The sequence below is a fragment of the Nocardia lijiangensis NBRC 108240 genome (assembly GCF_001613045.1).
Lineage (GTDB): Bacteria > Actinomycetota > Actinomycetes > Mycobacteriales > Mycobacteriaceae > Nocardia > Nocardia lijiangensis.
Window position 1 is genome coordinate 1 of record NZ_BDBP01000131.1, and the last position, 13,665, is coordinate 13,665.

Consider the following 13,665-nt stretch of genomic DNA (forward strand, 5'->3'; position numbering starts at 1 on the left):
GCGCACGGCGACGCGCCATTCGAAGCCGCCGCCGGGCACCGTGCCCGCGCGCAGGTCGGTACGGGGCAGCGCGGTGATCGCGGCGCCGGTGTCGGCACCCACGGTGATCCGGCGCACCGGTTCGCGCACGATTTCGTCCACCCAGGTGAACGCCCGCGCACCGGAGATCCTGCGGGCGCCTTCCGCGCCGTTGATCTCGGCGGCGACCGGTCCGCGCAGCAGGATCACCGTGCCGTCGTCGGTCGGGGCGACCACGCCGAACGGCGGCGGCTCGGATCCGCTGCCGAACACCACGGCGGCCAGCCGCTGGGCGATCGCAGCTCCGGGGTGGTCACCCTCGGCGGCGGCCTCGATGGCGCCGAGAATCCGGTCGGTGGAAGCGGTTTCACCCGCGAGATACACCACCACCGCGCCGAAGCGTGCAATCAGACCATCGCCCGGCGCGATCCCTACGGTCGACGGGTTCTTGCGCACCCGCGCCTCCTTCCCGCGCACTACCGGCGTCCAGCATAGAGGCTCGCGAGGAAGCCGACCGGGCGCATCGGAATCGGAAAGGACGGCCGGGAACCGCCCGACCGGTCGCTCCGACCGGGAAACCCGCAGGGCAGCGGGGGAGAGCCGGCGGTGGCGAGACGCGCCCCGGGTGCGTCCCCGTGGGGCGGAAATCGCGCGACATTGTCCGGTGGTCGGGCAATACTGCCTGGCATGCGATCCATCAGACCGGCGACCGAGGCCGACCTGCCCGTCCTGCAGGATATCGAGCGGGCGGCCGGAAAACCGTTCGCCGACATCGGCATGACGGCCGTTGCCGACGACGACCCGCCGACGCTCGCCACGCTGCGCGAATTCCAGCGGAACGGGCGGGCCTGGGTCGCGACCGACGAGGCCGACCGGCCGATCGCCTACCTCGTTCTCGGCATCGTCGACGGGAACGCGCACGTCGATCAGGTGTCGGTCGACCCGGAGCACGCGGGGCGGCGCCTCGGTAAGCGGCTCATCGATCACGCCGTCCACTGGGCGCGGTCCCGCGGACTGTCCGCTGTCACCCTGACGACGTTCACGGAGGTGACGTGGAACGGCCCGTACTACGAGCGCCTCGGCTTCCGGTACCTGGCGGCCGCCGAGGAGACGCCGGGTTTGCGCGCCCTGCGCGCCGCCGAAGCCGAGCACGGCTTGGACGTCTGGCCCCGCGCTTGCATGCGCGCCGAACTCGATACGTGGGTCTTCGACTGAACAGTTCGTCTGCCTCGAGCAAGGCGACATCGCGCGAAGCCGTGGTCGATATCGTCCGAGCGCCCGATTCCATTCGGGCGCAGGAATAACTGCGCGGCTCGCGCGCCCGACACGTGACCCTAGGACGCGAAATCCGGCAATTCACGCCAATTGCCGGATGGACCGAAAGCATCGCTGGCGTCAGCTCATCGACGTGTGGATCGGTGGCGTTGCCTGTGTCGATCGGTGCGCCGGGATCGCCTGGGGGCCAATGCTTCCGGTCGGTGTGCTCGCGTAAGGTGTGCTCACCTCCTGCCGAGGGGCGGTGGACATTGGTCCAGACACCGCGCCCAGGGAGGAGGTGGTGGGGAATGGCGAAACATCGCCGGAGGAAGAGTGAGGCCCCGGTCGATTACGGCATCATCTTGGTTACAGCTGCCGTGATCGCCGGGGCGCTCCTTCTGGTCCGCCGAGTGCGGGCCAACTGACCCACCCGGGTGGGGCGTCGTACCAGCGGCGCTCCACCCTCTCGACATCACTAGCGTGACGTGGTTCAGCATACAGGCAACCGTGATTGCCTTGCCCGAATGCGTGGTACGCGGTATCCCGTCGATCAGATCGTGGCGAGAGCCGCGGTGGCCGCGGGCAGGGCGGCGGCGCGGTCTTCCGGAACCAGGCCGATGCGGGTGCGTCGATCGAGGAGGTCGTCGACGTGCAGGGCGCCCTCGTGGGAGAGTGCGAAGGCGAATTCGGCGCCGGTGACGTCCATTCCGGGGGCGACCGGCTCGCGCAGGGCCGGGTCGAGCGCGGCGAGGGCGGTGACCGCGGGCGCCTCGCTGCCGTAGCGCTCCACCAGCAGCGGCGGGGCGGCCAGGTGATCACGGGACGCGCCCGAGACCGCGCCGACGAGGGGCAGTCGCTTGGTCGAGCAGGGCGCCGCGGCGAGGCGGGCGTGGCGCACCGCCGCGTCGACGACGTCCTCGGCCATCTGGCGGTACGTGGTGAGCTTGCCGCCGACGATCGTGATCACGCCGGTCGGCGAGTTCAGCACCGCGTGCTGGCGCGAGATGTCGGCGGTGCTGCCGTCGCCGGTCTTCAGCAGCGGGCGCAGGCCCGCGTACCGGCCGCGAATGTCGGCGTGGGTCAACGGTTCTCGCAGCGCGGTGTTGATGGTGTCGAGCAGGAAATCGACCTCGGCCTCGGTGGGCTGCGGTTCGTCGGGCACCGGGCCCGGCGCGTCCTCGTCGGTCAAGCCGAGGTACACCCGCCCGTGCGCGGCGGGGAAGGCGAAGACGAACCGGCTGGTGCTGCCGGGCACCGGCACCGTGAGCGAGGCGCTGAGCCCGCCGAAGGACTCGGCGGAGAACACCAGGTGGGTGCCTCGGCTCGGGCGCAGCTCGATGCTCGGGTCGACTTGGTCGGCCCACACGCCGGTCGCGTTGACGACGGCGCGGGCTCGCACGGAAAGGCTCTCGCCGGAGAGAGTGTCGCGCAAGGTGGCCGAATCGCCGGTCACCTCGAGGGCTTCCACCCTGGTGAGGACGGTCGCGCCCTGGGCGGCCGCGGTGCGGGCCAGTGCGACGACCAGCCGCGCGTCGTCCACCAGTTGCCCGTCCCAGGCCTGGAGTCCGCCGCGCAGACCCGCCCGGCGCACGGTCGGAGCCAGGCGCAACGCCTCCGCCGTGGCGACGCGTCGCGACCGCGGCAGGGTCGCGGCCGGGGTGCCCGCGCCGCGCCGCAAGGCATCGCCCGCCAGGAAGCCCGCGCGGATCAACGCCTGTTGCGCGACACCGATATTCGGCAGCAGCGGCACCAGCTGCGGCAGCGGCCGCACCAGATGCGGTGCGGTGGTGCCGAGCAGGATGCCGCGCTCGACCGCGCTCTCGTGCGCGATCCCGACCCGGCCGCTCGCCAGATACCGCAGACCGCCGTGCACCAGTTTCGAACTCCACCGGCTGGTTCCGAACGCGAGGTCGTGCCGTTCCACCAGCACCGTGCGCAGTCCGCGCGCGGCGGCGTCCAGCGCGGCGCCCGCTCCGGTGACGCCGCCGCCGATCACCAGCACGTCGATGTCGCCGCCGTCGCCGAGGGCGCGCAGTTCACGCGTGCGGCGCTCGGCATTGAGCGCGGAATCCCCGCGGGGCACCGGATTGTCGGTCATGGCACTGCCTTTCGTCGTCATGCGGGGTCGCCGGGGCGGAGGTAGCCGTCGATGGCGCGGGCCAGTTCGGTATCCAGTTCGGGGGCGGGGAGCAAGGGCGCGACGGTTCCCGCCGACTGCACCGCGGACTGGACGATGAGCAGCAGCATGGTGGCCAACCGGAGCGGATCGCCGGACCGGATGGAACCGTCGTCCTGGCCGTCCCGGATGCCTGCGGCGAACAGCTCGATGAGGATGCGCTGATTGCGGCCGAGCCTGCCGAAGACATAGGTCAGCATCAGGTCGGTGTCGGTGCGAAAGATCTTGCCGAACAATGGGTTCGAGCGAACCATCCCGGCGCCCTCGACCACACCCTCGACCAGCCGCGCCCGCGCAGGGCCCGCCTCGGGCATGGCGGCGGTGAGAATGCCGCGCAGTTCGCGGACCAGCAGCTCCGCGACAAGCGCACCGGTGTCGGACCAGCGGCGATAGACGGTCGGCCTGCTGACGCCCGCGCGCCGCGCGACCTCGGTGAGCGTGGTGCGGCGCACCCCGAACTCTTGGACGCACGCGCGCGCGGCGTCGAAGATCGCCAGGTCGATGGCCGAAAGTTCGGCGTCCGGGTCGTCGGTCACGGGAATCACCACCGGGCTCAGTGCGGGGACGGGCAGTTACTGCTTGACAGTATATGTCAAACTGTAACGCATGGTCGAGAAGCAGGCAGGCGGGCATTCTGTTCCCGCGGCAAACCCGGGCGCACACGCGCAGGTACCGAGTATGGTGTGGGACGCCTGGGGAATCCCGGCCGGACACAAGCCACTTTCGGCGCAGATCCGCGGCCTGCTCGCGCAGGTTTTCGGGGTGTCCGGCGACCCGGTGGCGCGCCGCGATGAGGGTGACGTGCCCCTCCGCGCGCCGGCGTTGACGTCGGCGCAGCGGGACGGGTTGGTCGCGGTGGTCGGTGCGGACAATGTGTCGGCCGACCATCACGATCGACTGCGGCACGCCGGCGGCAAGAGCACCCCCGATCTGCTGCGCCGCCGCGCCGAGGGCCCGCAGGACGCCCCCGACGCCATCGTCTTCCCCGCCGACCACGAGCAGGTGCTCGCGGTGCTGGCCTACTGCGCCGAGCACGGCATCGCGGTGGTGCCTTTCGGCGGTGGCACCAGCGTGGTGGGCGGCGTCGATCCGGCGCGCGGGCAGTTCGACGCCGTCATCGCGCTCGACCTGCGCCGCCTCGACGGGATCGGCGAGGTCGACCCGGTGAGCGGCACCGCGACCCTCGGCGCGGGCCTCACCGGACCGCAGGCCGAGGAACTCCTTGCCGCGCACGGGCTTTCGCTCGGCCACTTCCCGCAGAGCTTCGAATTCGCCAGCATCGGCGGTTTCGCGGCCACCAGGTCCTCCGGCCAGGCCTCGGCGGGTTACGGCCGGTTCGACGACATGGTGCAGCGACTCAGGATCGCCACGCCGACCGGGTCGCTGGAGCTGGGACGCGCGCCCGCCTCCGCTGCCGGGCCGGACCTGCGTGAGCTGTTCATCGGCTCGGAGGGCACCCTCGGCGTGATCACCGAGGTCACGCTGCGCGTGCATCCGCTGCCGGAAACCACCGCCTACCAAGCCTGGTCGTTCCCCGACTTCGCCACGGGCGCGGCCGCGCTGCGCGCCGTGGTGCAGGCGGGTGCCGCGCCGACGGTGCTGCGGCTCTCCGATGAGGCCGAGACCGGACTGAACCTGGCCCGCTCGGGCGACGTCGGCGGCCAAGCCGTGTCGGGCTGCCTCGCCATCACCACCGTCGAAGGCAGCGCGGCGCACGTCGCGGCCCGCTCGGCCGAGGCGACCGCCCTGCTGGCGGCCGCCGGCGGCACCGCGCTCGGCGAACAGCCCGCGCGCGAGTGGGAGCACGGCCGGTTCGCCGCGCCCTACATGCGCGACGCGCTGCTCGATGTCGGGGTGCTGTGCGAGACCCTGGAGACCGCGACGACCTGGTCCAACATCGCCGAACTCAAGGCGAAAGTGACTGCGGCGCTGACCGATTCGCTCGGCGCGCAGGGCACGCCCGCGCTGGTGATGTGCCACATCTCGCACACCTATCCGACCGGTGCGTCGCTGTACTTCACCGTCGTCGCCAAGCAACTCGACGACCCGGTCGCGCAGTGGCAGACCGCCAAACGCGCGGTGGGCGACGCGATCATGGCCGCGGGCGGCACGATCACCCACCACCACGCGGTAGGCGCCGACCACCGGCCCTGGCTGCCCACCGAGGTCGGCGAGCTGGGAATCCGGGTGCTGCGCGCGGTGAAACGGGAATTGGACCCCGCGGGCATCCTCAACCCTGGGAAGCTGATCTGATGAGCAAGCAGGCGCCGAGCGGCATCCGCTCCGCACTGGTCGTCACGAACCGGTTGTCCGGCGCGGGCAAGGGGCACGACACCGCGACGGTGGCCATCGCCCGCCTCGCCGAGCGCGGTGTCGAGGTCACCGAGATCCGCGCGCCGTCCGCCGCCGAATCCGTTCGGCTGGTGCGTGATTCGCTGGAGAATCCGGACCTCGCCGCGCGCCCCGACGCGGTGGTCTGCGTCGGGGGCGACGGCCTGATCTGCGTGATCCTGGAGGCCGTCGCGCAGACCGGCGTGCCGCTCGGTCTCGTGCCCAGTGGCACGGGCAACGATCTGGCGCGGGCGCTCGGCGTCCCCACCGACGATCCGGCGGCCGCGGTCGACGTGGTGCTCGCCGGACGCACCAAGGTGATGGACCTCGGCCGGATCGAGCCGGACGCACCGGATTCCACCCCGATGTGGTTCGCGACGGTGACGGGCACCGGCTTCGACGCGCGGGTGACGTTGCGCGCGAACGACATGCGCTGGCCCAAGGGCAGGCTCCGGTACACCGTCGCGGCGCTTGCCGAGATCACCGGGGGCTTCACCGTGCCCTATCGGATCGAACTGTCCGGCATCGCCGAAGGCGCGGTGGACAATCCGCGGGCGGACGGCGTGGTCGAGACCGACGCGGTGATGGTCGCGGTGGGCAACACCCGCACCTACGGCGGCGGCATGCTGATCTGCCCCGACGCCGAGATGGACGACGGGCTACTCGATCTCACGGTGGTCGGCGCGGTGTCGCGGCTGGAGATGCTGCGCTTGCTGCCCGCGCTGTCGGCGGGCAAGCGCATCGACCATCCCGCCGTGGCGCAATACCGTGCCGCCGCGGTGACTCTCACCGCGCCGGGCGCGCCCGCCACCGCCGACGGCGAACCGGCGGGGATGCTGCCCATCACCCTGCGGGCTGTGCCCGCGGCGCTGACGGTACTCGTCCCCTGAGGGCAGTCATTCGCCGAACGCGATGCGGCGCATGTGGTTGACGGTGGAGCGGTCCACGATGACGACGGAGGAGGACGGAACCGGCGCGTCACGATGGCCGGTGTCCAAGTCGCTGATCATGCGGTCCCAGCGGCGGCAGTGCAGGGTGAAGAACATCCCGTTGATGCGGCGGCCGCGGGCGTACTGACCGGCCCTGGCCACCGTCGCCGGCACGTCGAGCATGATCACGTGCAGGTCCCTGCGGTAGGCGATCGCCCAGCGGGCGATCATCCTGCGGCTCCAGCCGAAGGTGCCGCAATCGTGGATCACCACCGGGCCCTCGGCATCGCGCAGCGCCGCCCGGATGCTCGCGTAGTGCACGACGTGCACGACCGGACGCCACAGCGGATAGGGGAGCCAGCCGAGCCGGTGCCGCCAGCGGTTCCGCGCGTGCTGCGAATCCAGGACGATCGAACCGGACGGTCCGACGGGCGATGTCTCGGCCTGCGCGTCGGCGCCGAAGAACCTCCGCAACGCTGTGCTCTTGCCCGCACCGGGCACTCCGGCGAAGATCAGTGCCGCCGTTGTGGGGTAACGCAATTCGCCGATCGTCCGGCCGCGCATGTCGTGCACGCCAACCGGCGCCATCGCGCCGGCCAGCGGCAAGCGTGGCTCGGGGGAGTGCAGGGGTAGAGCATCGAGCGGGGGGTTCACCCCTTCCAGACTCCCTAGTCCGGTCCGATTCGGCAACCGGGAAAACCCTGAGATTCCATCGACGGAGGGATGATTCGCCGGGCCGGCCGGTTTCCTCGTCGACCCGTGCGCCCGCCTCGTCGGTTCCGGGCCCGCCCTGTGGACTCAGTGCGCGCTACGGCGCGGCCGCGCCCGCACGTGCATGCGCTCGCCCTGGCTGCCGAACAGGCTCAGGATCTCCACCGGGCCGCGTCCGGTGCTGCCGAACCAATGCGGTTGCCGGGTATCGAATTCCGCGGTCTCGCCGGGGCCCATGATCAGGTCGTGTTCGCCGAGGATCAGCCGCAGCCTGCCGGACAGTACATACAGCCATTCGTGGCCCTCGTGCACCCGGGGATCGGGATCCTTCCGCTCGGGCGGGAGGATCATCTTGAAGGCTTGCAGCGGGCCGGGGCGGGCGGTCAACGGCAGCACGGTGTATCCGTCGACCTGCCGCGGCGCGGCGTGCACCCGCGGATCCGCGATCTTGGGGGCCGCCACCAGCTCGTCCAGCGGCACCTGCAAGGCCATCGCGATCGGCAGCAGCAATTCCAGGCTCGCCTTGCGCTGCCCGGATTCCAGCCGCGAGAGCGTGCTCTTGGAGATGCCCGTGGTCGCCGACAGCGCGGTCAAGGTGATGGCGCGATGGGTGCGCATCGCCTTCAGCCGGGGGCCGATATCGGCGAGCGCCCGCGTGATTCCCGGTTGGTCGTACATGGATCCAGTGCACGCTCATTTCCCGGAAACGGCAAATTATGTTGCCGATATCGGGCCGTCATCGGCAGCCTGAACGCGGAGGTGATCGCGTGAGTGAACAGAGAGAGCGAACCATGTGCCAGCGCGTGTCGCGCATGCCCGAGCCGAGCGCTGGCGAGGTGCAGGCATGAGTGAACGGAACAGCGGACACCAGGCGACCTATGACGTGGTCGTCGTCGGTGGCGGCGCGGCGGGGTTGTCGGCGGCGCTGGTGTTGAGCAGGGCGCGGCGACGGGTCGTGGTGGTCAAGGGCGGTGCACCGCGCAACGCGCCCGCCCAGCACATGCACGGCTTCCTGTCGCGAGACGGTCTTCCGCCCCGTGAACTGCTGGCGACCGGAGCTGCCGAGGTGGCGGGATACGGCGGCGAGCTGCTCGACGACGACCTGGTCGGCGCCGAAAAGAACGAGGACACAGGCGAGTTCACGCTCCGCCTGGCGGCGGGCGGGCAGCTGACGGCCCGGCGCGTGCTCGTCGCCACCGGGCTGCGCGATGTGCTGCCCGACCTGCCCGGTGTGCGTGAGCGCTGGGGCGCGGACGTCCTGCACTGCCCGTACTGCCACGGCTACGAGGTGCGTGATCAGCCGCTCGGCGTGCTCGGCGGCGTCGAACCGGGTGCGGTGGCCAGGGCGGTGCATGTCGCGCTGCTGCTGCCGCAGTGGTCGGCTGACGTCATCTTCTTCCCGCACACGATGGCACTGACCCCGCACGATCGGGATCGGCTCGCCGCGCGGGGCGTGCGCATCGTGTCCGGCGAGGTCGCGCGGTTGGCGGTCGAGGACGGCAGGCTGCGCGGTGTGGAGCTGGCCGACGGACGGGCGGTGCCGCGGGCCGCGGTGTTCGTCGCGCCGACGTTCGTGCCCAACGGCGACGTGCTCGCGGCGCTCGGGTGCGCGATGGGTCAGGACGGCTGGGTCGTCACCGACGCGCGGGGGCGGACCAGCGTGCCCGAGGTCTGGGCGGCGGGCAATGTCGCCGACCCGGGCGCCCAGGTGATCTCCGCCGCGGGCGCGGGATCGGCGGCGGCCATCGCGATCAACGGCGACCTGGTCGACGAGGAGTCGGCGGTCCCCCTCGCGGCGCGCTGACGCGGACCCCTGACCGGGGCGTGACGGCGGTGTCGCCGGAAGCTGAGAATTACTTGTGTATTCGGGGTCGCCCCTCGGATCGCCGGTAAGCTCTGAGACGTAGGCGGAGTGTTCGGTGTCCCTCATCCACCGAAGGCTCCGCCTCCTTTCGTTTCCGCACCCGAGTCCACGCCGGGGAGCGCCGGCCGCGGGGAGGCGGCAAGGCCATGTCGAGCCAACCCCTAGAATCACGGAGTGACCAGCGCAGCCCCTGACAACTCGCGTAATCGTGCCGATGCCCTCCCCAAGAGCTGGGACCCCAGCGTCGTGGAGGCCGAGACGTACGAGCGCTGGGTAGCGGCTGGGTACTTCCAGGCCGACACCGCGAGCGGCAAGCCCGCGTACTCGATCGTGCTGCCGCCGCCGAACGTCACCGGCACCCTGCACATGGGCCACGCCCTCGACCACACCCTGATGGACACCCTCGCCCGCCGCAAGCGGATGCAGGGCTACGAGGTGCTGTGGCTGCCCGGTATGGACCACGCGGGTATCGCCACCCAGACCGTGGTGGAGAAGCAGCTCGCCGTCGACGGCAAGACCAAGGAAGACTTCGGCCGCGAACTGTTCGTCGAGAAGGTCTGGGATTGGAAGCGCGAATCCGGCGGCGCCATCCAGTGGCAGATGCGCGCACTCGGCGACGGCATCGACTGGAGCCGCGACCGCTTCACCATGGACGAGGGCCTGTCGCGGGCCGTGCAGACCATCTTCAAGCGCCTGTACGACGCGGGTCTGATCTACCGCGCCGAGCGATTGGTGAACTGGTCGCCGGAGTTGCGCACCGCCATCTCCGATATCGAGGTCAAGCACGAGGAAGTCGCAGGCGAGCTGGTCTCGCTGCGCTACGGCTCGCTGAACGACGACGAGCCGCACGTCATCGTGGCGACCACCCGCGTGGAGACGATGCTCGGTGACACCGCGGTGGCCGTGCACCCCGACGACCCGCGCTACCAAGCGCTGATCGGCACCACCCTGGAGCACCCGATCACCGGCCGCCAGATTCCGATCGTGGCCGACGACTACGTCGACCCGGAGTTCGGCTCCGGCGCGGTCAAGATCACTCCCGCGCACGACCCGAACGACTTCGAGCTCGGCCTGCGGCACAACCTGCCGATGCCGACGATCATGGACGAGCGCGGCCGGATCGCAGGCACCGGAACCGAATTCGACGGCATGGACCGCTTCGAGGCTCGCGTGAAGGTTCGCGAGCGGCTGGCCGCGGAAGGTCGCGTGGTCGCGGAGAAGCGTCCGTACGTGCACAGCGTCGGCCATTCCGAGCGCACCGGCGAGCCCATCGAGCCCAGGCTCTCCATGCAGTGGTGGGTCAAGGTGGAGTCGCTCGCCAAGGCCGCGGGTGACGCGGTCCGCAACGGCGACACCGTCATTCACCCGGCCAGCCAGGAACCGCGCTGGTTCGAGTGGGTCGACAACATGCACGACTGGACCATCTCGCGCCAGCTGTGGTGGGGCCACCGCATCCCGATCTGGTACGGCCCCGAGGGCGAAGTCGTGTGCGTCGGCCCGGACGAGACCGCCCCCGAAGGCTGGGTGCAGGACCCGGACGTGCTCGACACCTGGTTCTCCTCCGGACTGTGGCCGTTCTCCACGATGGGCTGGCCCGAGGCCACGCCGGAGCTGGCGAAGTTCTATCCGACCAGCGTGCTGGTCACCGGCTACGACATCCTCTTCTTCTGGGTCGCCAGAATGATGATGTTCGGCATGTTCGTCTCCGAGGATCCGGCGATTCTCGCGGGCAAGTCCGGTGCGGTGCAGGTGCCGTTCAAGGACGTCTTCCTGCACGGCCTGATCCGTGACCAGTTCGGCAAGAAGATGTCGAAGTCGCGCGGCAACGGCATCGACCCGCTGGACTGGATCAAGGCCTACGGCGCCGACGCGCTGCGCTTCACCCTGGCCCGCGGCGCGCAGCCCGGCGGCGACCTGTCCGTCGGCGAGCCGCACGCGCTGGCCTCGCGCAGCTTCGTCACCAAGCTGTTCAACGCCACCAAGTTCGCGCTGATGAACGGCGCCGAGCCCGGCGAGCTCCCGGATCGCGCCGCACTCACCGACGCCGACCGCTGGATCATCGATCGTCTGGATCAGGTTCTGGCGGAAGTGGATTCGGCCTTCGACGCCTACGAGTTCGGCAAGGCGTGCGAGGCGCTGTACCACTTCGCCTGGGACGAGCTGTGCGACTGGTACCTGGAGCTGGCCAAGGTGCAGTTCGCCGAGTCCGAGGAGCGGGCGGCCGCGACGAGGACCGTGCTCGGCAATGTGCTGGATTCGGTGCTGCGGCTGCTGCACCCGGTGATCCCGTTCGTCACCGAGGAGCTGTGGCAGGCGCTCACCGGCGGCGAGTCCGTGGTGATCGCCGCGTGGCCGCAGGCCAGCGGTATCGCCGCCGACACCGTTGCGGCGCAGCGTGTTTCGGATGCCCAGCGGTTGATCACCGAGATCCGCCGGTTCCGCAGCGACCAGGGCCTTGCCGACAAGCAGAAGGTGGCGGCCAAGCTGATCGGCCTGGAGCAGGCCGATCTCACGGCGCTGGAACCGTCGGTCGCCAACCTGGCCCGGCTCACCGCGCCCGGCGCCGAGTTCGCGGCCACCGCCTCGGTCGAGGTTCGGCTGAGCGGCGCGACGGTGACCGTCGAGCTGGACACCTCCGGCGCGGTCGACCTGGACGCCGAACGCCGCCGCCTGGAAAAGGATCTGGCCGCCGCGGAGAAGGAACTGGCGGGCACCGACGCCAAGCTCGGCAACGAGGCGTTCCTGGCCAAGGCTCCCGAACCGGTGGTTGCCAAGATCAAGAACCGCCGCGATGTCGCCGCCGCCGAGGTGGAGCGCATCGGGGCCCGGCTCGCGGAGCTGACGGCCAAGTGAACGACGAGCCGGAGCCGCAGTACCGCGACGAGACCGGAGGCGCCCGGCTCGGGTCCGGGCCGTCGCCGGTGGAGCTGGCCGAGATGGCGCTGGTCGAGGCGGAACTCGACCAGCGCTGGCCCGAGACCAAGATCGAGCCCTCGCTCACCCGCATCGCCACCCTGATGGATCTGCTCGGCTCCCCGCAGCAGAGCTATCCGGCGATCCATGTCGCGGGCACCAACGGCAAGACCTCGGTCACCCGCATGATCGACGCGCTGCTCACCGCGCTGCACCGGCGCACCGGTCGGATCACCAGCCCGCACCTGCAACTGGCCACCGAGCGGATCAGCATCGACAACGCGCCGATCAGCCCGGCCAAGTACGTCGAGACCTACCGCGAGCTGCTGCCCTATGTCGAAATGATCGATGCGCAGTCGGCCACGGCGGGCGGCCCGGCGATGAGCAAGTTCGAGGTGCTCACCGGCATGGCCTACGCCGCGTTCGCCGAGGCCCCGGTCGACGTGGCGGTCGTCGAGACCGGCATGGGCGGCACCTGGGACGCCACCAACGTGATCGACGGCCAGGTCGCGGTGATCACCCCGATCGGGCTGGACCACGTCGACTACCTCGGGCCCGACCTCGCCTCCATCGCGGGGGAGAAGGCCGGGATCATCAAACGCGCGCCGGAGAGCCTGGTGCCGCGCGACACCGTCGCGGTGATCGCGCAGCAGGAACCCGAGGCGATGGAGGTGCTGCTGCGCCGGGCCGTCGAGGTGGACGCCGCGGTGGCCCGCGAAGGCTCGGAGTTCCGGGTGCTCGCGCGTCGCGTCGCCATCGGAGGCCAGCAGCTGGAGTTGCAGGGACTCGGCGGTGTGTACGACGAGATCTTCCTGCCGCTGCACGGCGAGCACCAGGCCCGCAACGCGGTGCTGGCGCTGGCCGCGGTCGAGGCATTCTTCGGCGCGGGCGCCGAACGTCAGCTCGACATCGAGGCGGTGCGCGCCGGTTTCGCTTCGGTCACCAGCCCCGGTCGCATGGAGCGGATGCGCAGCGCGCCCACCATCTTCATCGACGCCGCGCACAACCCGGCGGGCGCGCGAGCGTTGGCCGCGACGCTCGGTGAGGAATTCGACTTCCGCAAGCTGGTCGGCGTGGTCGCTGTGCTCGGTGACAAGGACGCCGCGGGGATCCTGGAGGCGCTGGAGCCGGTGTTCGACGAGATCGTCGTCACCACCAACGGGTCGCCGCGCGCGATGGACGTCGACAGCCTGGCGAACCTGGCCGTGCAGCGCTTCGGGGACGAGCGCGTGGTCACCGCCGACACGCTGCCCGACGCGCTGGAGTCCGCGATCGCCATCGCCGAAGAGGTCGGCGATCCCGGCGAGGCTGTTTCGGGGGCGGGTGTCATCGTCACCGGCTCGGTCGTCACGGCCGGGGCGGCGCGCGCACTGTTCGGAAAGGATCCGGCATGAGCGAACGAAGTGAGCGAATCATGTGCCAGCGCGCCCCGCGCACGCCGGAGCCGAGCGCCAGCGAGGCGCAGG

The 13,665-nt window shown here is 70.8% G+C and carries 11 protein-coding genes; 6 read left to right on the top strand and 5 right to left on the bottom strand.

Annotated features, from left to right (window positions below):
• Nucleotides 1–474 (bottom strand): hypothetical protein (locus tag NL1_RS33420; protein ID WP_218024528.1); only part of this gene is annotated, 474 nt, incomplete at its 3' end.
• Nucleotides 475–705: 231 nt separating this feature from the next.
• Here NL1_RS33420 and NL1_RS33425 point away from each other — a divergent pair.
• Nucleotides 706–1,233, top strand: a complete 528-nt coding sequence (locus tag NL1_RS33425; RefSeq protein WP_067848247.1) for a GNAT family N-acetyltransferase — start codon at nt 706–708, stop codon at nt 1,231–1,233.
• 592 nt (nt 1,234–1,825) lie between these two features.
• On the opposite strand, the gene NL1_RS33430 is transcribed toward NL1_RS33425, so the two are convergent.
• A complete protein-coding gene (locus NL1_RS33430) occupies nt 1,826–3,373 on the bottom strand; it encodes a glycerol-3-phosphate dehydrogenase/oxidase (protein ID WP_067848269.1) in 1,548 nt (515 codons plus the stop codon).
• Nucleotides 3,374–3,390: 17 nt separating this feature from the next.
• Complete coding sequence (locus NL1_RS33435) at nt 3,391–3,993, bottom strand: TetR/AcrR family transcriptional regulator (protein ID WP_084511322.1); 603 nt, start codon at nt 3,991–3,993, stop codon at nt 3,391–3,393.
• A 136-nt stretch (nt 3,994–4,129) separates the two neighbouring features.
• Between NL1_RS33435 and NL1_RS33440 the strand changes: the two genes are divergently transcribed.
• Together NL1_RS33440 and NL1_RS33445 are read left to right on the top strand one after the other, a co-directional pair.
• Nucleotides 4,130–5,704, top strand: coding sequence for an FAD-binding oxidoreductase (locus NL1_RS33440; protein WP_067848253.1), 1,575 nt, complete (start codon nt 4,130–4,132; stop codon nt 5,702–5,704).
• Complete coding sequence (locus tag NL1_RS33445; RefSeq protein ID WP_067848256.1) at nt 5,704–6,672, top strand: YegS/Rv2252/BmrU family lipid kinase; 969 nt, start codon at nt 5,704–5,706, stop codon at nt 6,670–6,672. Before NL1_RS33440 ends, NL1_RS33445 begins: the two co-directional genes overlap by 1 nt.
• Nucleotides 6,673–6,678: 6 nt before the next feature.
• Here NL1_RS33445 and NL1_RS33450 read toward each other — a convergent pair whose 3' ends face one another.
• Both NL1_RS33450 and NL1_RS33455 read right to left on the bottom strand, forming a co-directional pair.
• On the bottom strand, nt 6,679–7,365 hold the full coding sequence (locus NL1_RS33450; protein WP_245673705.1) for a P-loop nucleotide/nucleoside kinase family protein: 687 nt from the start codon (nt 7,363–7,365) through the stop codon (nt 6,679–6,681).
• Nucleotides 7,366–7,509: 144 nt separating this feature from the next.
• Nucleotides 7,510–8,100, bottom strand: a complete 591-nt coding sequence (locus NL1_RS33455; RefSeq protein WP_067848259.1) for a helix-turn-helix domain-containing protein — start codon at nt 8,098–8,100, stop codon at nt 7,510–7,512.
• Nucleotides 8,101–8,266: 166 nt separating this feature from the next.
• On the opposite strand from NL1_RS33455, the gene NL1_RS33460 reads away from it, so the two are divergent.
• The 3 genes from NL1_RS33460 to folC all read left to right on the top strand — a co-directional run bounded on the left by NL1_RS33460 (nt 8,267) and on the right by folC (nt 13,593).
• On the top strand, nt 8,267–9,226 hold the full coding sequence (locus NL1_RS33460) for an NAD(P)/FAD-dependent oxidoreductase (RefSeq protein WP_067848263.1): 960 nt from the start codon (nt 8,267–8,269) through the stop codon (nt 9,224–9,226).
• A 234-nt stretch (nt 9,227–9,460) separates the two neighbouring features.
• Nucleotides 9,461–12,139, top strand: a complete 2,679-nt coding sequence (locus NL1_RS33465; protein WP_067848266.1) for a valine--tRNA ligase — start codon at nt 9,461–9,463, stop codon at nt 12,137–12,139.
• Entirely contained in the window at nt 12,136–13,593 is a 1,458-nt protein-coding gene (gene folC, locus NL1_RS33470; RefSeq protein WP_373862614.1) for a bifunctional tetrahydrofolate synthase/dihydrofolate synthase, read from the top strand. The genes NL1_RS33465 and folC overlap by 4 nt, the downstream gene beginning before the upstream one ends.
• The last annotated feature ends 72 nt before the right edge of the window (nt 13,594–13,665 follow it).

Excerpts from the sequence above, each read along its gene's own strand:
- NL1_RS33425 (WP_067848247.1), top strand. The coding sequence starts at position 706 with ATGCGATCCATCAGACCGGCGACCGAGGCCGACCTGCCCGTCCTGCAG.
- NL1_RS33430 (WP_067848269.1), bottom strand. The coding sequence starts at position 3,373 with ATGACCGACAATCCGGTGCCCCGCGGGGATTCCGCGCTCAATGCCGAG.
- NL1_RS33440 (WP_067848253.1), top strand. The coding sequence starts at position 4,130 with ATGGTGTGGGACGCCTGGGGAATCCCGGCCGGACACAAGCCACTTTCG.
- NL1_RS33445 (WP_067848256.1), top strand. The coding sequence starts at position 5,704 with ATGAGCAAGCAGGCGCCGAGCGGCATCCGCTCCGCACTGGTCGTCACG.
- NL1_RS33455 (WP_067848259.1), bottom strand. The coding sequence starts at position 8,100 with ATGTACGACCAACCGGGAATCACGCGGGCGCTCGCCGATATCGGCCCC.
- NL1_RS33460 (WP_067848263.1), top strand. The coding sequence starts at position 8,267 with ATGAGTGAACGGAACAGCGGACACCAGGCGACCTATGACGTGGTCGTC.